Origin of the sequence: Oerskovia sp. USHLN155, assembly GCF_037145535.1 — a bacterium.
In the GTDB taxonomy this organism is placed as follows: domain Bacteria; phylum Actinomycetota; class Actinomycetes; order Actinomycetales; family Cellulomonadaceae; genus Oerskovia; species Oerskovia rustica.
Map to the genome: position 1 here is coordinate 79392 of NZ_JBBCXG010000007.1, position 24712 is coordinate 104103.

A 24712-nucleotide genomic window follows, 5' to 3' on the forward strand; every position below is an offset into this window, starting at 1 on the left:
TCCGCCCCTGGTCGCGCGATGGAGCGCCGGGGACGCTGCGCCCGGCCTGCCACGACGTCTCCTTGCGTCGCGGCGGGCCGGGCGTCGTCGTCCCCCCGCCCGACGGCGCAGCGCACCCGGGAGCGCGGGTGCGCTGCGCCGTCGGGCACAATCGGGGCATGAGCGCTGGTGCGGTGAGACGGGGCCGTCGGCCTGCGGGGGAGGACACCCGGGCGTCGATCGTGGCCGCGGCGCGCGAGGAGTTCGCCGCCAAGGGGTTCGACGCGGTGAGCATGCGCGGCGTGGCCCGGGCGGCCGGGGTGGACCCCGGGCTCATCCGGCACTACTTCGACGGCAAGGGTGAGCTGTTCGCGGCCTCGCTCGTCCCGGCGGGGGCGGACCCGCAGGCGCTCGCGGGCCGGTTCGCGCAGGGCGGGCTCGTCGGGCTGGGGGAGCGGCTGGCCCGCACGGTCCTCACGGTGTGGGACGCCCCGGACGGCCAGGTCCAGCTCCGGCTCGTGCTGTCGGGGATGCTCTCGGCGGACGAGCACGTGCAGGAGCTGCCGCGCTACCTCCAGCGGACGGTGTTCGACCAGGTCGCGGCACTCCTGCCGCGCGCGGTCGCGGCCCGTCGGGTGAGCCTGGTCGCGAGCCAGGTGCTCGGGGTGCTCGTCGCGCGTCACCTGCTGCGGATCGAGCCCGTGGCGTCGATGCCGGCCGACGAGCTGGCGCTCTCGATCGCCCCGACGCTCCAGCGCTTCCTCGAAGGGGTGGACGAGGGTCTTGCGCCGGGTCCGCACGAGGAGCACAATTCCTCACATGGGGAATAACGAGCCCGTCATCAGCGTCCAGGGCCTGCGTGTCGACCGCGGCGGGACCACGGTGCTGCACGCGCTCGACCTCACGGTGCCCGAGCGACAGGTCGTCGGGCTCCTCGGACCGAGCGGCAGCGGCAAGACCACGCTCCTGCGCACGCTCGTCGGGGTCCAGGTGGTCACGGCAGGGACCGCGCACGTGCTCGGGCGGCCCGCGGGGGACCCGACGCTGCGCCACCAGGTCGGGTACGTGACCCAGTCGCCCAGCGTCTACTCCGACCTCAGCGTGACCGAGAACCTGCGCTACTTCGCCTCGATCCTCGGGGTGGGGCCCCGCGACGTCTCGCGCGTGATCGACGCCGTGGACCTCGCTCGGCACGCACGCCGCCGGGTCGGCACGCTGTCAGGGGGCGAACGCTCGCGCGTCTCGCTCGCGGCCGCCCTCCTGGGCGAGCCGCGGCTGCTCGTGCTCGACGAGCCCACCGTCGGCCTCGACCCCGTCCTGCGCCGCGACCTGTGGGACCTGTTCGCCCGGCTGCGCGACGCCGGCACGTCGCTGCTCGTGTCGTCGCACGTCATGGACGAGGCGACGCGCTGCGACCGGCTCCTGCTGCTGCGCGACGGCCGCCTGCTCGCGGACGACACCCTGCCCGGGCTCCTGGAGCGCACGGGCGCGCACGACGTCGAGCACGCGTTCCTGCGCCTCGTCGAGGACGCGTCCGTGCCCGACGGCGCCGCACCCCTCAGGAGTCCGCGCCACCTCGGAGGGGAGGCGTCATGAGCACGCACGACGCACGCAGCGCCGCCGCTGTCGCGACGGGCGCGCCCCAGGGCGAGGGGGCGCGCACACCGGTGCAGCGGGCACCGAGCGCGGTCAGCCCGCGAGCGACCCTCGCGACCGCGGGCAGGGTGCTACGCCAGATCCGGCACGACCCGCGGACCATCGCGCTGCTCGTCGTGCTGCCGTGCGTGCTGCTGGGCCTCATCGCGTGGATGTTCGACGGCACACCCGTGCTCGACCAGTTCGGGCCGATCCTCGTAGGCCTGTTCCCCATGATCATCATGTTCCTCGTCACGAGCGTCACGACCCTGCGCGAGCGCCAGTCCGGGACGCTCGAACGGCTCATGACCATGCCGATCGGCAAGGGGGACTTCGTGGGCGGGTACGCCCTGGCGTTCGCGCTGCTCGCGACCGTGCAGGCGCTCGTCGTCGTCGCGTTCGCCGTGTGGGTCTGCGGCATGGACGTGTCCGGGCCCGTGTGGGTCGTCGTGCTCGTCGCGGTGCTCGACGCGATCCTCGGGTCGTGCCTGGGGCTCGCGGCCTCGGCCCTGGCCCGGTCGGAGTTCCAGGCCGTCCAGCTCATGCCCGTGATCCTCTTCCCGCAGCTCATCACGTGCGGGCTCCTCATGCCCCGCGACGAGATGCCTGCGGTGCTCGAGGCGATCAGCCGCGTGCTGCCCCTGACGTACGGCGTCTCGGCGCTGCAGGACGTCGCCGCGGGCGGGACCTTCGCGGACGTGAGCGGCGCCGTCGCCGTCATCGTCGCGTTCATCGTCGGCGCGATCGTGCTGGGCACGCTGACGCTGCGGCGCCGCACGGTCTAGCGGCCGAGCCGGGCTCGCGGTTCTCACCCGCTGCCCCCTTCCGGAGGGCCGCGCCCACGTGGGAGGATCGGCGCGCTCGGGGGCGAGAAGCGACGAAGGAGTTCGCGGGTGCGACGCATGGCCCCACGGGTAGGCACCCGTGTGTTCGCAGGGACGACAGCGGCGCTGCTGACGGTCGTCGGCCTGATCCTCGGTGCGCTGCCCGCGACCGCGGGCCCCGTGAGCTCGTCGGGCGCTCCCGACCATCAGGGCGTGGGCCTCGAGGTGGACGTCTCCGGGATCACCAGCCGGTCGCAGGTCGAGGCGGACCCCGGGACCGCGGTCGCGGGTGGGGAGCTGGTCGTGCGCGGGTACGGGCTGGTGCCCTTCGCGACGTACGACGTCGACCTCCGCTCGGCCTACGCCCCGCCCGTGCGGCTCGCCACCGTGGTCGCGCTCGCCGACGGCACGTTCGAGCTCTCGACGCGGCTGCCCGGTGCGGTGCGACCCGGGACGCACGTCGTCCGCGTGACCGACCCCGTGACGGGTACCTTCCTCGACACGGCCGGGTTCGAGGTGTCAGGACCGACGGGCCCTGGCACGGAACCCGGCGGCGGCACCGGTCCTGGCGGCGGCTCCGGTCCCGGCGGCGGGCCCGGCACAGGTCCGGATCCTGGCGCGCGCCCCGGCGGCGCCGAGCTGGCGGCCACGGGCCCACTCCCCGGGGCGGGTGGCGTCCAGGCGGGAGTCCCGGCGGCCGGCGACCTGGCGTTCACCGGCACGGCGGTCGTGGGCGTGCTCGCCGGCGCCGGTGCGCTGGTGGTCACGGGCGTCGTCGCGGTCACAGGTTCCCGACGACGACGGCGACGCGCGCGCTCGACCTGAGCGCCGCCGTCGGGCCGTTGGGGCGGGCGACGCCACCTGGGCAGCGCCGCGGCCGGACGCCTCAGGGGCGGGCCGCGAACCGTTCGAGCAGCTCGGCGTGCCCCGAGACGATGAGCAGGTCGTTCGCCGAGATACGTGTGGTCGGCTCCGCGTACACGAAGTCCTGCCCCGGGGACTTCACGCCGATGATCGTCACGCCGTAGCGTTCGCGGACCTTCGTCTGCTCGATCGTGAAGCCCTGCGTCTCCTTCGGGGGACGCATCTTGACGATCGTGAAGCCGTCCTCGACCTCGATGTAGTCGAGCAGCTTGCCCGAGACCAGGTGCGCGACGCGGCTGCCCGCGTCGGCCTCGGGGAAGACCACGTGGTGCGCGCCGATGCGCTGCAGGATGCGGCCGTGCTCGGCCGAGATGGCCTTGGCCCAGATCTGCGGGGTCCCGAGGTCCACCAGGTTGCCCGTGATGAGCACGCTCGCCTCGAGCGAGGTCCCCACGCCGACCACGGCCACGGGGAAGTCACGGGCGCCGAGCTGCTCCAGCGCGGTCGGGTTCGAGGCGTCGGCCTCGACCAGGGGGATCTGGCCCGACCACTGCGCGATGAGCTCGGGCGAGCGCTCGACCGCGAGCACGTCCTGGCCGAGCCGGTCGAGCGTCGCCGCGATCGCGGACCCGAACCGGCCGAGGCCGATCACGAGCACGCCCGCGTTCTTCTCGGGGGCCTTCTTGTCGGGCACCTGGGGGCCTTTCGTCGGGAGGGTTCTGAGAGGTTCTGAGGGATCTGTGCGGGGACCGGCCCGCGCCGGTCAGCCGATGATCGGGCGTTCCTCGGGGTAGCGGATGACGCGGCGCCGGTCGCGCAGCGCGAGCGCCGCCGCCAGCGTCATGGTCCCGGTCCGGCCGATGAACATCAACACGACGAGCACGTACTTGCCGGCGGTGGGCAGGTCCGCGGTCACGCCCGTCGAGAGTCCGACGGTCGCGAACGCCGAGATCGTCTCGAAGAGGATCACGTCGAGGGTCCAGCCCGTGATCTCCAGGAGCAGGAGGCTCGCGACGAGCACCGCGGTGGCGCCGATGAAGGACACGGCGACCGCGAGCCGCAGGGTCTCGCGCGGGACACGTCGCCCGAAGGCCTCCAGGTCGCGGTCACCGCGGGCCTCCGAGACGATCGCGAGCAGCATGACCGCGAGCGTCGTGACCTTGATACCGCCCGCGGTCGAGGCGCTGCCGCCTCCGACGAACATGAGCGCGTCGGTGATGAGCCAGCTCGACTCGTGCATGCCGTTGATGTCGATCGTCGAGAAGCCCGCGGACCGGGGCATGACCCCGGCGAAGAGCGAGGCGAGGATCTTCTCGTTGAGGCTCAGCGGCCCCAGGGTCTTCTCGTTGGTCCACTCGAACGCCGCGAACAGGACCACCGCCACGACGACCAGGACCGCGCTCGTCGTGAGCGTGAGCTTGGTGTGCAGGCTCCACCGCGCGGCGCGCCTGCGGTTGCGCATGATGTTGAGGATCACGGGGAAGCCGAGCGACCCGATGAAGACGCCGACGATGATCGGCATGAGCAGCATCCAGTCGCCCACGTAGGGCGTCAGGCCCTCGGCCGTCGGGATGAAGCCCGCGTTGTTGAACGCCGAGATCCCGTAGAACAGCCCGTGCCAGGCCGCCTCGCCGAACGTCTCCTCGAGCACGATGAACCGAGGCAGGAGCAGGAGCGCGATGGTCAGCTCGATGGTCGTCGAGGTGATGATGACGACCCGGACGAGCGAGCCGACCTCCCCGAGGCGCGTCGTCTTGGTCTCCGAGGCGGTGAGCAGCTTCTGCGTGAGGCCGATGCGGCGCGACACGGCCATGCCGAGGATCGAGGCGAGCGTCATGACGCCCAGGCCGCCGATCTTGATGCCCACGAGGATCACGACCTGCCCGTACGTGGACCAGTACGTCCCGGTCGGGACGACCACGAGGCCCGTGACGCACACGGCCGACGTCGCCGTGAACAGCGCGTCGATGAACGGCGCCGACCTCCCGGACGTCGTGGCCCACGGGGCCATGAGGAGCAGCGTGAACAGCGAGATCACGGCCGCGAAGACCGTCACGGCGAGGCGGGCGGGGGAGTGGCGGGCGAGGCGGTCGACCAGCTCGCGACCTGCGAAGAAACGCCCGGAGACGCCCTGGGCCATCGGTCCTCCGTCTCCCTGTCCGTGCGTCCTCGTCCGGGTGGACGGGTGGCGCCGGGTCCCCTGCGGGACCGAACCGGGCGCCGTGCGTGCCGATGTGTCGCCCAACTCTGCCACAGGAGCACGGGTGCCCACCGGCTGAACCGCGGGGCGCCGTCGGGCCGCTGGGGGGATACCGTGTCTCCTGCCCGCCACCGAGGCCGCCGCGCGCGGTTGCGGGACCGTGCGCCGGGCACCGGCCGCACGGACCGACGACCCGGACGACCCGCCGGACCGAGGAGCGCACGTGACCGAGCCAGACACCGTGCCGTTCGTCGCGCAGGTCGTGTGGAGCCCGGACCTGCTGGGCTACGACTTCGGGCACGGGCACCCCATGTCCCCGACGCGGCTCGACCTGACGATGCGCCTCGTGCGGGCGCTGGGGCTGCTCGACGCGCCGGGCGTCGAGGTCGTCGGCACCTCGCCCGCGTCCGACGAGGTGCTCGGCCTCGTCCACGACCCCGCCTACGTCGCCGCGGTCCACGCCGCCTCGGAGCACGGTGTCGAGAACCCCGCCCTGGGCCTGGGCACCGAGGACGACCCCGTCTTCGCGGGCATGCACGAAGCCGCGGCCCGCATCCTGTCCGGCTCGTACGAGGCCGCCGGCGCCGTGTGGTCGGGCCGTGCGCTGCACGCGGTCAACATCGCCGGGGGCATGCACCACGCCCAGCGCGGTGCGGCGTCGGGCTTCTGCATCTACAACGACGCCGCGGCAGCGGTCCGCCGGCTGCTCGACGACGGGGCCGAGCGTGTCGCGTACGTCGATCTCGACGCGCACCACGGCGACGGGGTCGAGCAGGCGTTCTGGGACGACCCGCGGGTCCTGACCGTCTCGGTGCACCAGAGCGGCGCGACGCTGTTCCCCGGCACGGGGCACGCCACCGACACCGGTGGGCCAGGGGCCACGGGGACCGCGGTCAACGTCGCCCTGCCTCGCCGCACCGACGGCGAGCGCTGGCTCCGGGCCGTGGACGCCGTGGTGCCGCCCGTGCTCCGGGCGTTCCGGCCCCAGGTGGTCGTGTCGCAGCACGGGTGCGACGCGCACGGGCACGACCCGCTGAGCGACCTCGACGTGAGCGTCGACGCGCAGCGTGCGGCCGTGCACTGGGTCCACGAGCTCGCGCACGAGCTCGCGGAGGGCCGCTGGGTAGCCCTGGGCGGGGGCGGGTACTCGGTCACGTCGGTCGTCCCGTACGCCTGGTCGAACGTCGTGGCCGAGGTCGTGCACGCGCCCGTCGCCCCCTCGACGCCCGTCCCGGGCGCGTGGCGGGACCACATCAGCGCGGTCGCGCACCGCGAGACGCCCGCGCTCATGGGGGACGGCGACGTCGACTTCACGCCGTGGGGCAAGGGTTACGACCCCGAGGACGAGGTGGACCGCGCCGTGGTCGCGACCCGCAAGGCCGTCTTCCCGCTCCTGGGGCTCGACGCGCACTTCGACTGACCTGCGCCTCGCCGGGTGCACCCCCGTGCGCGCGGCCCGACGACGTCACCCGGCGTCGATTTCGGGCCACCCGCCGGGAGCAGGTAGTCTAGGAGACGGACTTTTTCTCGTGTTGGTCGGTTCCCGATCAGCCGTGGACCACCATGATCGGGGCGATCCCGATCGCACACCGATCCAGCATTGTGAGGACCCATGGGCTCCGTCATCAAGAAGCGCCGCAAGCGTATGGCCAAGAAGAAGCACCGCAAGCTGCTTCGCAAGACGCGCCACCAGCGTCGCAACAAGAAGTAGCAGCGCTGCGCGGTCACGCGCAGGTTGTCGCGAGAGCCCGGAACCCCCAGGGGTGCCGGGCTCTTCGCATGCCTGGAGCACGCCGGCCGGGTGGCTGGCTCGCCGAGCGTGCAGCCCGGGTGGTCCTGGGAGGCCCGTGGCAGCCTGAACTGCACGCTCGGCGGGGCGCCCGGGCCGGGCGAGGGGGCCTCAGAGCCCGGCGCGGCCCTTGATCGAGCGTCGGATCGATCGCAGCACGAGGCCCAGGACCCACGCGGCCCCGGCCCAGCTCGCGGTCTTGAGCCCTCGGCCCGCGACCCGCCGCCGGCGCCCTCGGAACTCGCGGATCGGCCAGCCGACGTCCTTGGCGTGCCGGCGCAGGCGCGCGTCGGGGTTGATCGCGCACGGGTGGCCGACGGCCTGCATCATGGTCACGTCGTTGAGCGAGTCGCCGTACGCGTAGGACGCCGACAGGTCGATCCCGTGCCGTTCCGCGAGCTCCCGGACGCCCGCGGCCTTCGCCCGCCCGTGCATCATGTCGCCCACGAGCCGCCCGGTGTACAGGCCCTCCTCGTGCTCGGCGACCGTGCCCAGCGCCCCCGTCGCCCCGAGACGACGCGCGATGAGCTGCCCGATCTCGAGCGGGGTCGCGGACACGAGCCACACCTGGTGGCCGGCCGCGATGTGCTCGTCGAGGAGCTTCTGGGTGCCGGGGTAGATGCGCAGCGCGAGGACCTGGTCGTAGACCTCCTCGCCGATCGCGACGACCTCCGCGACCGAGCGGCCCGCGACGAGGTCGAGGGCCCGGGTGCGGACCTGGTCGATCTGGCGCTTGTTCTCCCCGAGCAGGAGGTAGCGCGCCTGGTGGAAGGCGAACGTCACGAGGTCCGGGGTGGAGAAGAAGCCCCGCTGGTACAGCGCCCGCGCCAGGTGGAACGAGCTGGCGCCGCGGATGATGGTGTTGTCGACGTCGAAGAAGGCTGCCGTGGGATGGGTGGACCCAGGAGCAGACGTCGGCATGTCGTCCACTCTATCGGCGCTCGCAGACCCTCGCCGACGGCGCCCACCGGGCAGGGTCGCCGGCCGGGCGGCGTGAGGGGGTGTCCGAGATGCGTAGGCTGGGGTCGTGAGCCCCGCAGATCCCGCCGCAGGACAGGTTCCTGAGACCGCCGCCGGACGTGACGCAGACCAGGCCGCGAGCGCGCCCGCGCGCGTCGTGCTCTACGGCCGCGTCGGGTGCCACCTGTGCGAGGAGGCCCGCGAGGTGGTCGGGGCGGTGTGCGCCGACCAGGGCGTGGGCTGGACCGAGGTCGACGTGGACTCCGACCCGTCCGGCGCCCTCGCGGCGCAGTACGGTGACTACGTCCCCGTCGTGACGGTGGACGGCGTCCAGCAGGGGTTCTGGCAGGTCGACGGAGCGAGGCTCGCCAGAGCGCTCTCGAGGCGACGCGCCACCGGCTGACGTTCCGTCCCCGGGCGCCGAGCCTGGGATGATCCGAGACAGCAGGACAGCGAGAGCGTCAGCGACGACGACACGACGAAGCATGGGTGGTTCGGGTGGCAGAGACCCTGGGTGATACCGGTATTCCTGGCGCGACCGTGGCGCGACTTCCCGCGTACCTGCGCGCGCTGCGCGACCTCGAGGGGCGAGGCGTCGAGACGACGTCGTCGACCGAGCTCGCGGAGCTCGCGGGCGTCGGGTCGGCGCAGCTGCGCAAGGACCTGTCGTTCCTGGGGTCCTACGGCACGCGCGGGGTGGGCTACGTCGTCGACTCGCTCGCGACCTACATCACCTCGGCCCTGGGGGTCGAGGACGAGCACCGGATCGCGATCGTCGGCATCGGTTCCCTCGGGCACGCGCTCGCGAACTACTCGGGCTACGGCACGCGCGGGTTCGAGGTCGCGGCTCTGCTGGACGCCTCGCCGGACGTGGTCGGCACCGAGGCCGCGGGGCTCGTGATCGAGCACGTCGACGCGCTCGAGGAGGTCTTCGCCCGCGAGAACGTGACGATCGTCGTCCTGGCGACTCCGGCGCACGTGGCGCAGGACGTCGCCGAGCGGGTCGTCGAGGCCGGTGTCCGGGAGATCCTGAACTTCGCGCCGCGTGCGCTCCAGCTCCCAGAGGACGTGATCGTGCGGTCGGTCGACGTGGGCAGCGAGCTGCAGATCCTGGCGTTCCACGCGCAGGCGCGCGCGCTCGCGAACCGCGGCAGGGGCGAGGAGGGCCAAGGAGCCGAGACGCGGAGCGCGGGCGCCTAGCCCGACCGCTCGTCACAGCACAGGAGCCGGGGGCCCCGGGCGGGGGGGCGGGGCGCGGGGGCCCCCGGCGCCGCGCCGCGCCGCGGGGGCGCCTCGCCCGCCCGCTCCACCCCCCACCGGCGCCGGCGCCCGGTCCGGGGCCGCCGGCTCCTGGCGTACCGGTCCGCGTCAGGGACGCGGAGGCCGGTCAGGGGCGGAGGCTCAGGCCTGCTTGATCGCCGAGAGGTCGAGCGCGATCTTGATCTTGTCGCCGACGAGCACGCCGCCGGCCTCGAGGGCCACGTTCCAGGTCAGGCCGAACTCCTTGCGGGAGATCTCGGTCTCGGCCTCGAACCCGGCGCGCGAGTTGCCGTACGCGTCGACGGCGGTGCCCGTGAACTCGGTCTCGAGCTTGACCGGCTTGGTCACGCCGTTGATGGTCAGGTCGCCCGCGATGACGAAGTCGTCGTCGTCGGCCTCGACGGCGGTCGAGACGAAGTTCCAGGTGGGGTTCTTCTCGGCGTCCCAGAAGTCGGCCGACTGGAGGTGGCCGTCGCGCCCTGCGTCGCCGGTGTTGACGGACTTGGCGTCGATCGCCGCGACGACGTTGGACGACTCGACGTCGTCACCGATGTTCAGCGTGCCCTCGGCGATCGCGAGCGAGCCGCGGACCTTGGAGATGCCTGCGTGGCGGACCGTGAAGGTCGCCTGCGAGTGCGAGGGGTCGATCGCGTAGGTGCCTGCGGTCAGTCCGGCGGGAAGGGTCGTGGCCATGGGTGTTCTCCTGTGGAAGTCGTGGTGCGTGTGCGTCAGGCGCGCCGTCCGACGAGCCATTAGTTGAAGATTCAACTTCATACGATCGCATCAACGCAAGCCCCCGTCCCTCTATTCCCTGGTGAGCGAACCTGTTCCCGGATGGGAGACTGGGGCGGTTGTTCGGACGGTGGGGGCGTGGCGGATGAAGGCGGAGATGACGGTTCAGCAGGACAGGCGCGCGGTCGCGCCGCAGGACGCACCCTGGCTCGACGAGGGCCAGCAGCACTCGTGGCGCCAGTACCTCGACGGCACGGCGCGGTTCGTCGAAGCCCTGAGCAGGGACCACGAGGAGCACTCGGGCCTCACGCTCGGCGAGTACGAGCTGCTCGTGCGGCTCTCCGAGGCCCGCGACCACACCATGCGGATGTCGGCCCTCGCCGACGGCCTCGCCCGGTCCCGGTCCCGCGTCACGCACACCGTCCACCGCATGGAACAGCGCGGGCTCGTCCGCCGGTCCGCGAGCGAGACCGACCGTCGCGGTGTGAACTGCGTCATGACCGACGCGGGCTACGCCGAGCTCGTCGCCTCCGCGCCAGGCCACGTGCGGGCCGTTCGCCGCTTCATGGTCGACGTCCTGACCCCCGAGCAGTTCCGCAACCTCGGCGAGGCCATGGCTGCGATCGCCGAGGCCTGCCGGGTCGTGGACGAGCGCGAGAACCAGTAGTCCGGGACTTCCCGGCGCCCGGCGGGCCTGTGTCCGGGAGCACGCCGCCCCGGTGCACCGCGCGCGGAAGAACTTTGGGACACTGGTCCCCATGGTCGCAACCACGGTCCACCTCATGCGTCACGGTGAAGTCTTCAACCCGGACGGCATCCTCTACGGTCGAATCCCCGGCTACCACCTCTCGGAGCTCGGGCACACGATGGCGCGTCGCGTCGCGGGACACCTGTCGGGCAAGCCTGCAGAGGGCTCGCCCGCGCTGCCCGACGACGTCGCCCCCGAGCCCTTCGACGTCGCCCTGGTCATCGCGTCCCCGCTCCAGCGGGCGCAGGAGACCGCGACGCCCGTCGCGGAGGCCTTCGGGCTGCCGCTCGGGACGGACGAGCGCCTCATCGAGGCCGGCAACCACTTCGAGGGGATGAAGTTCGGCGTGGGCGACGGCTCGCTGCGCCACCCGGGCCACTGGCCCTACCTGTGGAACCCGATGCGTCCGTCGTGGGGCGAGCCCTACAAGCAGCAGGTCGCGCGCATGCACGCCGCGATCCACGACGCCCGTGCCCAGGCCGAGGGGCGCGAGGTCGTGCTCGTGAGCCACCAGCTCCCGATCTGGATCTCCCGCCTGGCCTTCGAGGGCAAGCGCCTGTGGCACGACCCGCGCAACCGCCAGTGCTCGCTCGCGTCGCTCACGTCGCTGCGCTTCGACGGCGACCGCCTCGTCGGCATCCACTACACCGAGCCGGTCGCGGACCTGCTGCCCGGTGCCGCGAAGGTCTCGGGCGCGTGAGGCACCAGCGGCTTCTCAGGTTGTGCCCAGGCAGGTGGGAGACAGTGCTGCCATGATCCGCCCCTTCCGTGCCCGGCCGGGTCGCGCCCGCGCGACCTCCGGGATCGTCGCTCTCGTCTCGCTCGGCCTGGTCCTGTCCGCCTGCTCCCAGGAGTCGGGGGCCACGAGCCCCGACGACGTCGTGGGCCAGGGCTACGTCTCGGGCGACGGCTCGGTCAAGACGTGGGACGTCTCCGACCGGGACGAGCCCGTGGTCCTGACCGGCACGGACTACGAGGGCGGCGCGGTCGACACCTCGCAGTGGCTGGGCGACGTCGTCGTCATCAACACCTGGTACGCCTCGTGCGCCCCCTGCCGGGCCGAGGCGCCGGACCTGGTCGCGCTCGCGAAAGACCGCGCGGCCGACGGGGTGCACCTGCTCGGCATCAACAGCACCGACGACGCCGGGGCCGCGCTCGCGTTCGAGCGCACGTTCGAGGTGCCCTACCCCTCGATCGAGGACACGCGCGGCGAGGCCATCGCGACGCTCGAGGGCTCCGTCCCGCTCCAGGCCGTGCCGACGACCGTCGTGCTCGACCGCGAGGGCCGGGTCGCCGCGCGCGTCATCGGGCGCGCCGAGGGCTCGACGCTCGGCGCCCTCGTCGACGACCTGCTCGCCGAGAGCGCCTGACGCATGGGTCCCCTCTCGTTCGCCGGCGACGTCGGCAGCACGTTCGCCACGACCGCGTTCAGCGGCTCGATGCTGCTCGCCGTGCCCGTCGCCATCCTCGCGGGGCTCGTGTCGTTCGCCTCGCCCTGCGTCCTGCCCCTCGTCCCCGGCTACGTCGGCTACGTGAGCGGGCTCGCGGCCGCCAACGCCGGGGCGACCGGCGCGCGTGCGGGTGGCGGAGGAACCGCCCTGAAGACGGCCCGGACCACCGGGCGGTGGCGCGTCGTGACCGGCGTGGGCCTGTTCGTCGCGGGCTTCACGCTCGTGTTCGTGCTGCTCATGGTGGCTGCGGGCGCCGTGGGCGTGTACGTCAAGGAGTGGGAGGACGTCATCACGCGTGTCCTCGGGGTCGTCGTGATCCTCATGGGCTTCGCGTTCATGGGCGCCATGCCGTTCCTCCAGCGGGACCGTCGCCTCCACGTGAGCCCCACCGCCGGACTGTGGGGGGCACCCCTGCTCGGCATCGTGTTCGGCCTCGGCTGGGCGCCGTGCATCGGCCCGACCCTCACGGCCGTCGTGGCGCTCTCGCTCGACGAGGCCACGGCCGGCCGCGGCGCGATCCTGGGGATCGCCTACAGTCTCGGCCTGGGCATCCCGTTCCTGCTCATCGGGATCGGGCTCGAGCGCTCCAAGAAGGCCGTGGCCTTCCTCCGCCGCCACCGCGTCGCGATCATGCGCATCGGCGGCGGCATGCTCATCCTCATCGGCCTGGCCCTCGTGACGGGCGTCTGGGGCACCTGGACCGCGCGCCTCAGCGGGCTCATCACCGGCTTCGAGACGGTGATCTGATGAGCGACAAGGACCTGTACCGCCCCGAGGGCATCGACGACGCCTACAGCCACCCCGAGCCCGAGGCGAGCACCGCCGAGGAGGAGACCGCGCCCGCGCGGGGAGCGGCGCCGTCGGGCCGGAAGAGGCGCACGAAGACCGCCGATGCCGACACCCCCGGCGGCCCCACCCCACAGCTCCCCGCGCTCGGCCTGCGCGGCACGCTGCGCTGGACGTGGCGCCAGGTGACCAGCATGCGCGTCGCGCTCATGCTGCTCATGCTGCTCGCCGTCGCCGCCGTCCCCGGCTCGGTGCTGCCCCAGCGCCCCCAGGACCCGGCCGCCGTCCTGACGTACCTCCAGGACAACCCCGGCACGGGCGAGTGGCTCGACCGGCTCGGGTTCTTCGACGTCTACGCGTCGGTGTGGTTCTCCGCGATCTACATCCTGCTGTTCGTCTCGCTCGTGGGCTGCATCCTGCCGCGCACCAAGGCGCACCTGCAGGCCGTGCGCAACCGCCCGCCGCGGACACCACGCCGCTTCGACCGCTTCCCGGCCAAGGCCGAGACGTCCAGCACCGCGACGCCCGACGAGGTCGTGGACGCGGCGGTGAAGCACCTGCGTGGTCGGCTGCGCTGGCTGCCGACGTTCCGCGTCGACGTCGGGACAGAGCCCGCCGATCCGGCCCGTGGCCTGCCCGAGCGGCGCACGGTCGCGGCTGAGCGCGGCTACCTGCGCGAGACCGGGAACCTCGTCTTCCACCTGTCGCTGCTCGGGCTGCTCGTGGCGGTCGCCACGGGCCAGCTCCTGCACTTCCGCGGCCAGGCGATCATCACCGAGGGGCGCGGGTTCGCGAACGCGGTCGTCGACTACGACACGTTCGAGAACGGCTCGCTGTTCAGCCCCTCCTCGCTCGTCCCGTTCTCCATGACGCTCGACTCGTTCGACGCGCAGTTCGCGATGGACGCCGTGGCGTTCGCGCAGTCGCGCGACTTCACGGCCCACGTCACGGTGCGCGACCCCGACGGCACGTCCCAGCAGGAGCAGATCAAGGTCAACCACCCCATCGTGGCGGGCGGCGCCAAGATCTACCTCCAGGGCAACGGCTACGCGCCCGAGATCACCATCCACGACGCCGAGGGCCAGGTCGCGTTCGCCGGTCGCGTGCCCTTCCTGCCCGAGGACACCATGTACACCTCGCGGGGGGTCGTGAAGGTTCCCGACACGTCGCCGGGCCTCGACCAGATCGGGCTGGTCGGGTACTTCCTGCCCACGGCCGAGGTCGACGAGGTGGGCGCGCGCTCGACCTTCCCGCAACCGATCAACCCCCTGCTCGTCCTCGAGGTCTACCGGGGCGACCTGGGGCTCGACGAGGGCCTGCCGCAGAACGTGTACCGCCTCAACACCGACACGCTCACGCCCTCGGTCGACGCCGAGGGGGAGCGTGTCCGGGTGCTCGTCGCCCCGGGTGAGACCGTCGACCTGCCCGACGGCCTGGGCACCATCACGCTCGCCGAGGGCGAGGTCCCGCGCTACGTCGCGCTCGACCTGCGCCACGACCCGGCGCTCGTCTGGATCCTCGTCTTCGCGCTCGGTGCGCTCGGCGGGCTCGCCGTCTCGCTGTTCACGCCGCGCCGTCGCGTCTGGCTGCGCGTGTGGAGCGAGGAGCCGCCCGACGGCGCCACGCCCGCACGGCGTACCGTCGTGAGTGTCGCGGGCCTCGCCCGCGGTGACGACGCGGGCCTCCAGGGCGAGGTCGACCGCGTGGTGGAGTCGCTGCCCGGCACCCCGCCCACGACCGACCCACCCGCCGAGCGCCCCGCTGCGCCACGCACCCCGTCCTCCCCCCGCTCGACCGGTCAGGCTCGCACCGACCGACCACGAAAGGCTGACCGATGACCGTTGCCGACCTGAGCTCCGACCTGGTGTGGGCGGCCGCGACCGCCCTCACGGTCGCGTTCGTCGCGTTCGCGATCGACCTGTCCCGGTTGGGGGCCAAGGAGCCGGAACCGGCGTCGACGGCCGCGACCGACACGACCACCGACGCCCCGGTCGCCGTCGCCGTGGCCACCCCGCCCAAGCCGGTCTCGCGCAAGGCCGCGGGCATCGGCATCTCCACGGGCTGGCTCGGGACGATCCTGCTGCTCGCGGCGATCGTGACCCGCGGCATCGCGGCGGGCCGTGCGCCCTGGGCCAACATGTACGAGTTCACGCTCGTCGGCGCGTTCGTCGCGATGGCGGTCTTCCTCGGCGTGAGCCTGCGCCGCGACGTGCGGTTCCTCGGTGCGTTCGTCACGGGGCTCGCGGTGCTGTTCCTCGTGGTCGCGCAGAACTCGTTCTTCCTCGCGGCGACCGGGGTCAGCCCGGCCCTGCAGTCGTACTGGCTCGTCATCCACGTGGGCGTCGCGATCATCGCCACGGGCATCTTCACGGTCGCGTTCGTCATGTCCTCGATCCAGCTCCTGCGCGACTCGCGCGAGAACGGCAACGGCTTCCTGGGCCACCCGGCCTGGCGGTGGCTCGACACGACGCCGAGGCCCGCGCAGCTCGAGGCCCTGAGCTTCCGGCTCAACGCGGTCGCGTTCGTGCTCTGGACCTTCACGATCATCGGTGGCGCGATCTGGGCCGAGCACGCCTGGGGCCGCTACTGGGGCTGGGACCCCAAGGAGGTCTGGAGCTTCGTCGTCTGGGTCGTGTATGCGGCCTACCTGCACGCCCGCACCACGCGCGGCTGGTCCGGGCGCCGCGCGGCGTACTTCGTGCTCGTCGGCTACGCGTGCGTCCTGTTCAACTTCACGGGCGTCAACCTGATCTTCAACGGCAAGCACTCGTACTCGGGCATCACGACGCAGGAGTGAGCGCGTCGCGACGCCGCCGCACGCCTGCCCGCAGGGGCCGTCCCGTTCGCGGACGGCCCCTGCGGGCGTTCCCGGGCCCCGCACGAGCGGCGTCCCGTGAGGCTCACGGGACGCCGCTCCGCGGCCGGGTCCCCGGTGCGCGCAGGTGCGAGGGCTAGGCTCTGCCCTCGTGACTGACACCCAGGGGGACGACCGGCCGATCGACGGCGCCGACGGTGCAGGGGACGGGAACCGGGCGACGGCCGGCGGGAGCGGGGTCCGGCACGTCCGGACGCGGCGCGAGCACCGCGCCCTGCGGGCGGTCGGGCTCGTCACGACGGCGGTCCTCGCCTTCGGCGCCTCGGGTGCGACGGCCGTGCTCGTCAGGACGCTGGGGAACGTCGAGCAGGTCGACAACAAGGAGCTCGTGGCCCCCGAGACCGAGCGCCCGCCGGCTCCGGTACCGGACCCCGAGGACCCTCTCGCAGGGCTCCCCGTGAACCTGGTGCTGATCGGTTCGGACGACCGGTCCGGGGCGAACGCCGAGATCGGGGGAGCCGAGGAGGGCATGCGCTCGGACACCACGATGCTCCTGCACATCTCGGCCGACCGCTCGCGGGTCGAGCTGGTCTCGGTCCCGCGCGACCTGAGGATCGCCATCCCGTCGTGCACGGTCACGGGGGGCGGGACGACGCGGGCGTCGTCCCAGGCGACGTTCAACGAGGCGTTCTCCCGGGGCTGGGTCGGCGGCAAGGACCTCGCGTCGGCGGCGACGTGCACGCAGATGACGGTCGAGCAGATGTCAGGGGTGCGGACCGACGGCTTCATGGTCGTGGACTTCGCAGGCTTCCAGACCATGGTCGACGCCCTCGACGGGGTGCCGATGTGCATCCCCGAGGACATGGACGACAAGGAGTCGAACCTTCACCTCACCGCAGGGACGCAGACCCTGACGGGGGCTCAGGCGCTCGCGCTCGCACGAGCCCGGCACGGCCTGAGCGACGGGTCCGACACCTACCGCATGGGTCGTCAGCAGGCGCTGCTCGCGGCGATGACGAAGTCGGTCCTCTCCCAGAACATCCTCACGGACCTGTCCAACCTGCTTCAGTTCCTGGATGCCGCGACGAGCTCGCTCTCGATCAGCGGAGGGGTCGACCTCAAGGGGCTCGCGTTCTCGCTGCGGTCGGTGCGCCCCGACGCGGTGACGTTCCTGACGATCCCGTCCGGCCCCCAGCCGGGCAACGTCAACCGCGTGGTCCTGACGGCGGAGGCGGAGGACGTGTGGGCGCGGGTCGTGGCGGACCAGCCGGTCGTCCCGGAGGTGGAGGCGCCGCCCGCGCCCCAGGAGCCGTCCGCGCCGACCGGAGCCGACCCGGTCGTCCCACCGGTACCGACGACCCCGGAGCAGGCGGCGCCCGTCGACCCGCTGGCCGACCGCAAGCCTGGTGTGGCGATCACCTCGGCGGACGCCCAGGCTGCCTGCTGAGCGCGCGCGACGCTTGTCCCAGGCGTCGCGCAGGTCGTCGCTGCCGGAGACCGGCGTGCGGCCTCGCCCGGTGGGTGACTAGGAGGGGTCCGTGCTGCCCGACGACGGCGTGCCGGGCGCCCCGTCCGTCTCGCCCGACGGGTTCTCACGCGGGGCGTCGTCGTCCGACGTGCCGTCCGTCTTCCCTGAGGCGCCACCGGGGGTCGGGCCCGTCGTCGGGCCCTGGTCCGTGCCCTCGCCGCGCGCGTCGCGGCGCCGCTGCTGCTCGAGCTTCCACAGGAAGTCCGGGTCGTCGTCCGGGGCCAGCGGTGCGGCCGGGCGTCGTCGTGCTCCTGGGCGAGCACGCCCCGGGGCCGGGGCGCCGCCGGCGGTCGCGTGCCGGGCGCGCTGCGTGTGCGAGACGATGATCCAGGCGAGCGGCCCGACGAAGGGTAGGAAGATGATCATCACGATCCACAGGCCCTTGGGGATCCCGCTCCGGTCGTTCTCGTCGCTCGTGGCGCAGTCGGAGAGGGCGTAGACCGCGAGGCCTACGGCGAGCAGGGTCAGCAGGACGCGGGACATGACCCCAGCCTATGCGTCCTGGCAACCCGGAGGCACGAGAGGGCGCGGTTCTGTGCACCCAGCTCGGGCGCCTACCCTGGACGGGTGCCTATGGTCATCTACTCCGCGCTGCGCCTGGCGATCTTCGCGGTCCTCTTCGTCGTCCTGTACGCCCTGAACCTGGGCCACTGGGTCGTGTGCGCGGTCATCGCGGCCGTCCTCGCGTTCCTGGTCTCCTACCTCGCGCTGCGCGGCCCGCGCGAGCGCGCAGCGCAGTACCTCGCCGACCGCGCCGCACGGCGCAAGGCGACCGGCGAGCAGTTCTCGCGCGAGATCGAGGACGACGCGGCGTTCGAGGACGCCGTCGTGGAGGCGGCCGAGACGGCCGGAGCGGCCGACCCCGCAGAGTCGGCCGACCCTGCCGACCAGCATGCCGACCGCACGGGTCGCGCCCAGGCGCCGAACGCCTAGAGCGCGAGCCCCAGCCCCAGCAGCACCCCGTACCCGAGCTCGAACATCCCGGTCCCGGCGAGGACCGGGACGAGCAGCGGGCCGCGGGCGCCGGCGACCACGGGCAGCGTCAGCAGCACCGCGGGCAGCAGCAGGAGCAGCACGAGCAGCGACCACGGTGCGGCGAACGCGCACACCACGCCCAGCAGGAGCGGGACCCAGATCATGGCGACGTACGCGCGCCGGGCCCGGAAGTCGCCCAGGCGCACGGCGACGGTGCGCTTTCCCGCGAGCACGTCCGTGGGGATGTCCCGCACGTTGTTGATCATCAGGAGCGCGCACGCGAGCAGGCCCACGGCCACGGCCCCGACCCCCGCCACCCACGTCACCCGGTCGGCCTGCGTGTACGTGGTGCCGAGGACCGCGACGAGCCCGAAGAACACGAATACACCGACCTCGCCGAGGCCCCGGTACCCGTAGGGGTTCTTGCCTCCGGTGTAGAACCATGCGGCGACGATCGCGAGCGCCCCGACGGCCAGGAGCCACCAGTGCCCCGTGAGGGCCACGAGGCCCAGGCCCAGCACCGCGGCGACGCCGAAGCACGCGAACGCCGCGTTGCGCACCTGGGACGCGAGCGCCGCTCCCGACGCGGTGAGCCGCATGGGCCCGACCCGGTCGACGTCCGTCCCGCGCACCCCGTCCGAGTAGTCGTTCGCGTAGTTCACCCCGACCTGGAGCGCGAGCGCGACGCCCAGCGCCAGGAGGGCAGGCCAGAACGCGAAGGAGTCGACCTGGGCGGCAGCGCCCGAGCCGACGAGGACGGGTGCGGCCGCCGCGGGGAGGGTGCGCAGGCGTGCGCCTGCGACCCATTCGGCAGAGGTGGCCATGGTGCTCCGTTCAGTGGGTGCGTGGTGCTGTGCGGGTGGCGAGGTCGGTCACGGCCGCCCGGTCGATCTTGCCCGGCCCGCGGCGGGGCAGGTCCGCCACGACGAGCAGGTCGCGAGGTGCGGCGGGCGGTCCCAGCGTAGTCGCGACAGCGTGGCGGGCACGGGCCATCAGGTCGGGCGCGTGCGCACCGTCCCTGCCCGGCCCGGCCGCCGGGCGCACCTCCACGACCGCGACGACCCGCTGCCCCCACTCGTGGTCGGGGACACCGACCACGCAGACCTCGCCGAGGCCGTCGACGTCCGCGAGCGCACCCGCGAGCACGGCCTCGACCGCGGCCGGGGCCACGTTGACCCCGCCCGTCACGATCACGTCGTCCGCACGCCCGAGCACCGTGAGCGCCCCGTCGGGCGCGAGCGAGCCCAGGTCGCTCGTGCGCAGCCACCGGGTCCCGTCGGGGTCGGTGCGGAACGTGGCGGCCGTGAGCGCCTCGTCACCCAGGTACCCCGTGGCCAGCACGGGGCCCGAGATCTCGACGACCCCCGCGGCTTCCGGCGGGAGGCAGTGCCCCGTCGACCCGTCGACGACCCGCACCCGCACGCCCGCGAGCGTGACGCCGTCGTATACGCAGCCGCCGCTCGTCTCCGTCATGCCGTACGTGGTCACGACCAGGGCCCCCGCCTCGCGCGCGGACGTGAGGAGCGCGGGCGAGGCCGCGGCGCCACCGAGGAGGATCGCGTCGAACGAGAGCAGCGCGTCGAGCGCGGCGGCGCTCCCAGGGCCGGGGTGCAGGAGGCGGTGGAGCTGGGTCGGGACGAGGGAGACGTACCGACGGCCTGCGTCCATGCGGGCCGCGGCGGCGGCGAACCCGTGCGCGGTGAACGGGGAATCGAGGTCCGCGGTCACGAGCCTCGTCCCGGCGACGACCGACCGCAGCACGACCTGGAGCCCGGCGACATGAGCAGGGGGCAGAGCCAGGAGCCACTGCGCGTCCCCGCCGAGACGTTCGTGCGTCGCCCGCGCGGACGCGACGAGCGCGTCCGCGCTCAGGGCGACCTCGCGGGGCAGCCCGGTCGAGCCCGACGTGCGCAGCACGAGCGCGGTGCCGTCGGGCAGCGGACCCGAGAACGCGAGCGGGGAGGGTGCGATCGCCGGCCCGCGCCCGCTCAGTGCGGCCGAGACCGCGGCCCGCAGGTCCGCGACGTCAGCAGGTGCGGTTCCCTCGGCGCGTGGCATCCCTCCAGCGTAGATCGCGCCGTAGTGTGACGAGGAACCAGCGGGACCGACGAGCGTGAGGGCACGGATGGACAGGGTGAGGATGTCGCGAGCCTGGTGGGCAGCGACGGTGGTGACAGGACTGCTGGTGCTCTCCGGTTGCGGCAGCGGCGCGTCGACCGACGCCCCGACGAGGACCGTCCCGGCCGCGGTCGACGCGACCAAGGCCTCTCCGCCCGCGCCCGTCGTGCCTGTCGCGTGGCCGCTCACGGGAGTCCCCACCGAGACCGTGGACGAGCGTCCGGCCGTGGCCGTGAAGATCGAGAACCTTCCTGCGGCCCGCCCGCAGACCGGGCTGGACCAGGCCGACATGGTCTGGGAGGAGGTGGTCGAGGGCGGGATCACCCGGTTCGTCGCGGTCTTCCACTCCCAGGTCCCGGAGACCGTCGGGCCCATCCGGTCCGTGCGCCCCATGGACCCGTCGATCTTCGGCCCGACCGCGGGCGTCCTCGTGTACAGCGGTGGGCAGCCGCCCTTCGTCGCGGCGGTCGGCGACGCAGGCCTGCAGTCGATCGTCCACGACGAGGGCGACGACGGCTTCTTCCTCAAGAAGGGCAAGAGGGCGCCGCACAACCTGTACGGCACCATGGCCGACTTCCTCGCGCAGGCAGAGGGCGACCGCAAGGCGCCGCCCGCCCAGTTCGCGCACACCCGGACCCAGGGGCAGGGCACGGCCACGGTGGCCGGCGCGCCCTTCGCGCTCCTCGACGTCAGGCTGACCCACTCGAGCCGGGCCCAGTGGCAGTGGGGGACCGCGGAGAACGCGTTCCTCCGGAGCGAGGGCACGACCCCCGCCGTCTCGTCCGGGGGAGAGCGTTTCTCCGCCGCGAACGTGGTCGTGCTGAGCGTCGAGATGGTCAACACGAAGTTCGTGGACCCGGCGGGGACTCCCGTGCCGGAGACCAAGCTCGTCGGCACGGGGGAGGGGCTCGTGGCGAGCGGAGGCAAGCAGGTCGCGGTGACGTGGTCCAAGGACGCGGTCGAGTCGCCGTTGGTCCTCACGGGGCCCGACGGCGCCCCCGTCCTCCTGGAACAGGGCACGACCTGGGTCGAGCTCGTCCCGCGCGGGTCCGGGAGCTACGCGGTCAGCTGACGGTCGTCACGGGGCGCTCACCCGTCCAGGCGTCCAGGCGTCCAGGACGTCCTCGAGGGCCGGGAGCCGGTCGAAGCCACCGCCGGCGACGAAGTGTCCGCCTCCCTCGACGACCGTCAGGTCGGCGTCGAGGACGCGGGCGAGGGTCTCGGTGAGGCGTCGCGGGACGACAGGGTCGTCGTCTGCGACGACGACGTGCCGACGCCGGCTGCGGGCCGCGACGGCGTCCGGGGCGAGGGGACGCTCGACGAAGTGGTCGACCTCGGGGATGCCGGGGACCTCCTCGACGAAGCCGGCGACCAGGGCGAGACCGCCGAGCCGCCACTCGTCCTGCCGGGCGGCGAGGTGCTGGAGGATGGTGACGCAGCCCAGGCTGTGCCCCACGAGCACGGTCCCCTCGTCGAGGGGACCGATCGCGTCGGCGAGGACGTCGAGCCACGTGTCGAGGTCCGGCGCCTGCGAGCGTGGCAGGTCGGGCACGAGGACCTCGACGCCGTGAGGCGTGTAGCGGTCGCGGACCGCTCCGAACCAGTGGTTGTCGGACGAGGCCCCCAGGCCGTGCACGACCACGATCCGGGTCACGGGCGGGGGAGCGTCCAGGGGCTGCGCGGCGGGCAGGTCGGTCGTCGCGGCGTCGTCGTCGAGAACGGTCATGCTCGGAACGGTATCGCCTGTCGCGTCGGCCGCGGGCCGCCCGCCGCAGGCCGGGGTCGCGACCCACGGGTCCGCAGCTCATCCTCCCGGGGGAGGACCCGCTCACCCCTGAGGCTGACCACGAGGGCGCGAGGTCGAGCCGGTGGGCCGATGTGGTCGCCGGGGGGTACGCGGGAACGTAGAGGCATGGCAACGATGAACCCCACCCAGAGCCCGTTCGAGCCCACGTCCACGGTCACCCCGTTCCCGCCCTCGATCGCCCCCACCCGCCCTGCCCTGCGCTCCGAGGACCAGGACGACGACGAGACCGGCGCACGTCCGGCCGCGTCCGTCGGACCGGTCGTCGTCTCGATCGTCCTGCTGTTCGGGCTGGCGGTCGCGGTGGCCTTCGCGGGCCGCGGCATCGTCGAGATGCTCGCCACGTTCGCGTCCGGGTCCTGACCCTCGTCCCGGCCGCGCGGTCCGGCGACGGACGTCCCCGTCCCGTGCCGTCCGACCCGGCCCTCGCGTCAGAAGTAGTACGGGAAGTCGTCCCACTGCGGGTCCCGGCGCTCGAGGAACGCGTCGCGCCCCTCGACGGCCTCGTCGGTCATGTACGCCAGGCGTGTGGCCTCGCCGGCGAAGACCTGCTGGCCCGCGAGCCCGTCGTCCGCGAGGTTGAACGCGAACTTGAGCATGCGGATCGCCTGCGGTGACTTGGTCGCGACGATCCGTGCGTACTCGAGCGCGAGCGGTTCGAGGTCCGCGTGGTCCGCGACCTCGTTCACCGCGCCCCACTCGTAGGCGTCCTGGGCCGAGTACTCGCGGGCGAGGAAGAAGACCTCGCGGGCGCGCTTCTGGCCGACCTGCCGAGCGAAGAGCGCCGACCCGTAGCCCGCGTCGAACGAGCCCACGTTGGCGTCGGTCTGCTTGAACCGGGCGTGCTCGCGGCTCGCGATCGACAGGTCCGCGACGACGTGCAACGAGTGCCCGCCGCCCGCGGCCCAGCCGTTGACCACGGCGATGACGACCTTGGGCATGGTCCGGATGAGGCGCTGGACCTCGAGGATGTGGAGCCGCCCGGCCTTGGCGGGGTCGATCGCGTCGGCCGTCTGGGCGTCCTCGCTCGTCGTGTACCGGTAGCCGTCGCGCCCCCGGATGCGCTGGTCGCCGCCCGAGCAGAACGCCCAGCCGCCGTCCTTGGCCGAGGGGCCGTTGCCCGTGAGGAGGACCGTGCCGACGTCAGAGGTCATGCGTGCGTGGTCGAGGACCCGGTAGAGCTCGTCCACGGTGTGCGGGCGGAACGCGTTGCGCACCTCGGGCCGGTGGAACGCGACGCGGACCACGGGCAGGTCGCGCTCGTGCGCCTGGCCGTCGCGCGTGCCTCGTTCGACGCCGCGGTGGTACGTGATGTCGGTGAGCCCCTCGAACCCGGCGACGGTGCGCCAGGCCTGGGGGTCGAACGTCTCGGACACCTGTGCGGGGATGCTGCTCACGACCGTCACCCTAGCCGCCCGGGCCGAGGAAGAGGGGCCCGGGCCGCGGTCGTGGGGGCCGGATACGGGCGCCAGCGGCGGTCCTCGTGCCCTACGGTGTGGTGGTGAGGACCTTGGGGTCTTGACGGCAATGCGCGCAGTCGTGTAATTCGGTGGAGCCCTTTCTGTGCTCAAGATCATGTCGCAGGTCCTCGTGGGGGATCGTCGGCCTCGAAACCTCCCGAAGGAAGTCACTGATGGCTCCAGAGACCGAGAAGCACGTCCCCCGCAGGCAGGCCCGGGGCACGCAGCGCCGCGACACCATCGTGTCGGCCGCCGCCGAGCTGATCCTGCGCGACGGTCCGTCGAGCGTGACGCACAGGTCCGTGGCCGCGCAGGCGGACGTCCCCCTCGCGGCGACGACGTACTACTTCTCGGGCCTCGACGACCTGCTCGCGGCGGCGGGGCAGCGCATCGTCCGGGACTGGGCGGACCGCGCCCAGGCGATCGGCCACGCGGTCGCGGACGCGGTCGCCGACGGCGGGGTCGACGCGCTGAGCACGCGGTCGCGCGCACTCCTGCTCGTGGACGCCGTGCTCCCGCCGGGGGACCACGGAGAGCTGCTCGGCTTCTACGAGCACGTGGTCAGCGCGGGACGCAGCCCGGTGCTCGCGACCGCGTTCGCGCAGGGCCGAGGAGAGCTCGACGTCGTCGTCGACGAGCTGCTCGCGCAGCTCGGTGTCCGGTTCTCCGCGGTCCTGCTGATCGCGGTCGTGGACGGCGCGGCGGTCACCGCGCTGTGCGAGGGGCGCAACGTCCGCGACCTCGCCGTGGACTGCGTCACCGAGCTGCTCGGCACCTCCTGACG

At 73.2% G+C, this 24712-nt stretch carries 28 protein-coding genes; 19 read left to right on the forward strand and 9 right to left on the reverse strand.

The window, feature by feature from the left end:
• Positions 1 to 158 precede the first annotated feature (158 nt).
• The 4 genes from WFH32_RS11395 to WFH32_RS11410 all read left to right on the forward strand — a co-directional run bounded on the left by WFH32_RS11395 (position 159) and on the right by WFH32_RS11410 (position 3263).
• Positions 159 to 809, forward strand: a complete 651-nt coding sequence (locus WFH32_RS11395) for a TetR/AcrR family transcriptional regulator (protein WP_336707497.1) — start codon at positions 159 to 161, stop codon at positions 807 to 809.
• Positions 799 to 1575 (forward strand): ABC transporter ATP-binding protein, encoded by a 777-nt coding sequence (locus WFH32_RS11400; RefSeq protein ID WP_191798388.1) that lies wholly within the window; start codon positions 799 to 801, stop codon positions 1573 to 1575. The genes WFH32_RS11395 and WFH32_RS11400 overlap by 11 nt, the downstream gene beginning before the upstream one ends.
• Positions 1572 to 2399 (forward strand): ABC transporter permease, encoded by an 828-nt coding sequence (locus WFH32_RS11405; protein ID WP_191798386.1) that lies wholly within the window; start codon positions 1572 to 1574, stop codon positions 2397 to 2399. Before WFH32_RS11400 ends, WFH32_RS11405 begins: the two co-directional genes overlap by 4 nt.
• Before the next feature lie 117 nt (positions 2400 to 2516).
• The gene (locus WFH32_RS11410) at positions 2517 to 3263 is read left to right on the forward strand and encodes a hypothetical protein (RefSeq protein WP_336707500.1); all 747 of its coding nucleotides are present in this window, start codon (positions 2517 to 2519) and stop codon (positions 3261 to 3263) included.
• A 61-nt stretch (positions 3264 to 3324) separates the two neighbouring features.
• On the opposite strand, the gene WFH32_RS11415 is transcribed toward WFH32_RS11410, so the two are convergent.
• Entirely contained in the window at positions 3325 to 3996 is a 672-nt protein-coding gene (locus tag WFH32_RS11415) for a potassium channel family protein (RefSeq protein ID WP_191798382.1), read from the reverse strand.
• A 69-nt stretch (positions 3997 to 4065) separates the two neighbouring features.
• Complete coding sequence (locus WFH32_RS11420) at positions 4066 to 5442, reverse strand: TrkH family potassium uptake protein (protein ID WP_191798380.1); 1377 nt, start codon at positions 5440 to 5442, stop codon at positions 4066 to 4068.
• Positions 5443 to 5725: 283 nt separating this feature from the next.
• On the opposite strand from WFH32_RS11420, the gene WFH32_RS11425 reads away from it, so the two are divergent.
• Both WFH32_RS11425 and WFH32_RS11430 read left to right on the forward strand, forming a co-directional pair.
• On the forward strand, positions 5726 to 6922 hold the full coding sequence (locus WFH32_RS11425; RefSeq protein ID WP_336707501.1) for an acetoin utilization protein AcuC: 1197 nt from the start codon (positions 5726 to 5728) through the stop codon (positions 6920 to 6922).
• 192 nt (positions 6923 to 7114) lie between these two features.
• Positions 7115 to 7213, forward strand: coding sequence for a 30S ribosomal protein bS22 (locus WFH32_RS11430; RefSeq protein ID WP_003792170.1), 99 nt, complete (start codon positions 7115 to 7117; stop codon positions 7211 to 7213).
• Between the two features lie 189 nt (positions 7214 to 7402).
• On the opposite strand, the gene WFH32_RS11435 is transcribed toward WFH32_RS11430, so the two are convergent.
• Complete coding sequence (locus WFH32_RS11435; protein WP_138825704.1) at positions 7403 to 8212, reverse strand: HAD family hydrolase; 810 nt, start codon at positions 8210 to 8212, stop codon at positions 7403 to 7405.
• A 106-nt stretch (positions 8213 to 8318) separates the two neighbouring features.
• On the opposite strand from WFH32_RS11435, the gene WFH32_RS11440 reads away from it, so the two are divergent.
• Together WFH32_RS11440 and WFH32_RS11445 are read left to right on the forward strand one after the other, a co-directional pair.
• The gene (locus WFH32_RS11440) at positions 8319 to 8654 is read left to right on the forward strand and encodes a glutaredoxin family protein (protein WP_318244281.1); all 336 of its coding nucleotides are present in this window, start codon (positions 8319 to 8321) and stop codon (positions 8652 to 8654) included.
• 95 nt (positions 8655 to 8749) lie between these two features.
• A complete protein-coding gene (locus tag WFH32_RS11445) occupies positions 8750 to 9451 on the forward strand; it encodes a redox-sensing transcriptional repressor Rex (RefSeq protein ID WP_191798379.1) in 702 nt (233 codons plus the stop codon).
• A gap of 201 nt (positions 9452 to 9652) precedes the next feature.
• Here WFH32_RS11445 and WFH32_RS11450 read toward each other — a convergent pair whose 3' ends face one another.
• Complete coding sequence (locus WFH32_RS11450) at positions 9653 to 10204, reverse strand: YceI family protein (RefSeq protein WP_191791712.1); 552 nt, start codon at positions 10202 to 10204, stop codon at positions 9653 to 9655.
• Between the two features lie 196 nt (positions 10205 to 10400).
• Between WFH32_RS11450 and WFH32_RS11455 the strand changes: the two genes are divergently transcribed.
• The 7 genes from WFH32_RS11455 to WFH32_RS11485 all read left to right on the forward strand — a co-directional run bounded on the left by WFH32_RS11455 (position 10401) and on the right by WFH32_RS11485 (position 17490).
• Complete coding sequence (locus WFH32_RS11455; protein WP_191798434.1) at positions 10401 to 10910, forward strand: MarR family winged helix-turn-helix transcriptional regulator; 510 nt, start codon at positions 10401 to 10403, stop codon at positions 10908 to 10910.
• 91 nt (positions 10911 to 11001) lie between these two features.
• The gene (locus WFH32_RS11460; protein WP_336707502.1) at positions 11002 to 11691 is read left to right on the forward strand and encodes a histidine phosphatase family protein; all 690 of its coding nucleotides are present in this window, start codon (positions 11002 to 11004) and stop codon (positions 11689 to 11691) included.
• 52 nt (positions 11692 to 11743) lie between these two features.
• Positions 11744 to 12361: a TlpA family protein disulfide reductase gene (locus WFH32_RS11465; RefSeq protein WP_336707503.1), complete on the forward strand. Its 618-nt coding sequence runs from the start codon at positions 11744 to 11746 to the stop codon at positions 12359 to 12361.
• A gap of 3 nt (positions 12362 to 12364) precedes the next feature.
• Positions 12365 to 13189, forward strand: a complete 825-nt coding sequence (locus tag WFH32_RS11470) for a cytochrome c biogenesis CcdA family protein (RefSeq protein WP_336707504.1) — start codon at positions 12365 to 12367, stop codon at positions 13187 to 13189.
• Positions 13189 to 15066, forward strand: coding sequence for a cytochrome c biogenesis protein ResB (gene resB / locus WFH32_RS11475; protein ID WP_191798440.1), 1878 nt, complete (start codon positions 13189 to 13191; stop codon positions 15064 to 15066). The genes WFH32_RS11470 and resB overlap by 1 nt, the downstream gene beginning before the upstream one ends.
• On the forward strand, positions 15063 to 16025 hold the full coding sequence (gene ccsB, locus WFH32_RS11480) for a c-type cytochrome biogenesis protein CcsB (protein ID WP_336707505.1): 963 nt from the start codon (positions 15063 to 15065) through the stop codon (positions 16023 to 16025). The genes resB and ccsB overlap by 4 nt, the downstream gene beginning before the upstream one ends.
• A 169-nt stretch (positions 16026 to 16194) precedes the next feature.
• A complete protein-coding gene (locus WFH32_RS11485) occupies positions 16195 to 17490 on the forward strand; it encodes an LCP family protein (protein WP_336707506.1) in 1296 nt (431 codons plus the stop codon).
• A gap of 78 nt (positions 17491 to 17568) precedes the next feature.
• Here the strand turns inward: WFH32_RS11485 and WFH32_RS11490 are convergent, their stop codons facing one another.
• A complete protein-coding gene (locus WFH32_RS11490; RefSeq protein WP_336707507.1) occupies positions 17569 to 18054 on the reverse strand; it encodes a PLD nuclease N-terminal domain-containing protein in 486 nt (161 codons plus the stop codon).
• Between the two features lie 90 nt (positions 18055 to 18144).
• Between WFH32_RS11490 and WFH32_RS11495 the strand changes: the two genes are divergently transcribed.
• Complete coding sequence (locus WFH32_RS11495; RefSeq protein WP_225228390.1) at positions 18145 to 18504, forward strand: DUF4229 domain-containing protein; 360 nt, start codon at positions 18145 to 18147, stop codon at positions 18502 to 18504.
• Here WFH32_RS11495 and WFH32_RS11500 read toward each other — a convergent pair.
• Both WFH32_RS11500 and WFH32_RS11505 read right to left on the reverse strand, forming a co-directional pair.
• On the reverse strand, positions 18501 to 19370 hold the full coding sequence (locus WFH32_RS11500) for a 1,4-dihydroxy-2-naphthoate polyprenyltransferase (protein WP_138825685.1): 870 nt from the start codon (positions 19368 to 19370) through the stop codon (positions 18501 to 18503). The genes WFH32_RS11495 and WFH32_RS11500 overlap by 4 nt on opposite strands.
• Positions 19371 to 19380: 10 nt before the next feature.
• The gene (locus tag WFH32_RS11505; RefSeq protein WP_336707511.1) at positions 19381 to 20604 is read right to left on the reverse strand and encodes an AMP-binding protein; all 1224 of its coding nucleotides are present in this window, start codon (positions 20602 to 20604) and stop codon (positions 19381 to 19383) included.
• A gap of 82 nt (positions 20605 to 20686) precedes the next feature.
• On the opposite strand from WFH32_RS11505, the gene WFH32_RS11510 reads away from it, so the two are divergent.
• On the forward strand, positions 20687 to 21736 hold the full coding sequence (locus WFH32_RS11510; protein ID WP_336707684.1) for a DUF3048 domain-containing protein: 1050 nt from the start codon (positions 20687 to 20689) through the stop codon (positions 21734 to 21736).
• Between the two features lie 6 nt (positions 21737 to 21742).
• Here the strand turns inward: WFH32_RS11510 and WFH32_RS11515 are convergent, their stop codons facing one another.
• Complete coding sequence (locus tag WFH32_RS11515; RefSeq protein WP_336707512.1) at positions 21743 to 22390, reverse strand: RBBP9/YdeN family alpha/beta hydrolase; 648 nt, start codon at positions 22388 to 22390, stop codon at positions 21743 to 21745.
• Positions 22391 to 22576: 186 nt separating this feature from the next.
• On the opposite strand from WFH32_RS11515, the gene WFH32_RS11520 reads away from it, so the two are divergent.
• On the forward strand, positions 22577 to 22831 hold the full coding sequence (locus tag WFH32_RS11520) for a hypothetical protein (protein ID WP_168210054.1): 255 nt from the start codon (positions 22577 to 22579) through the stop codon (positions 22829 to 22831).
• 68 nt (positions 22832 to 22899) lie between these two features.
• Here WFH32_RS11520 and WFH32_RS11525 read toward each other — a convergent pair whose 3' ends face one another.
• On the reverse strand, positions 22900 to 23865 hold the full coding sequence (locus WFH32_RS11525) for a 1,4-dihydroxy-2-naphthoyl-CoA synthase (RefSeq protein ID WP_191797505.1): 966 nt from the start codon (positions 23863 to 23865) through the stop codon (positions 22900 to 22902).
• 236 nt (positions 23866 to 24101) lie between these two features.
• On the opposite strand from WFH32_RS11525, the gene WFH32_RS11530 reads away from it, so the two are divergent.
• Entirely contained in the window at positions 24102 to 24710 is a 609-nt protein-coding gene (locus WFH32_RS11530) for a TetR/AcrR family transcriptional regulator (protein WP_191797507.1), read from the forward strand.
• Positions 24711 to 24712 lie beyond the last annotated feature (2 nt).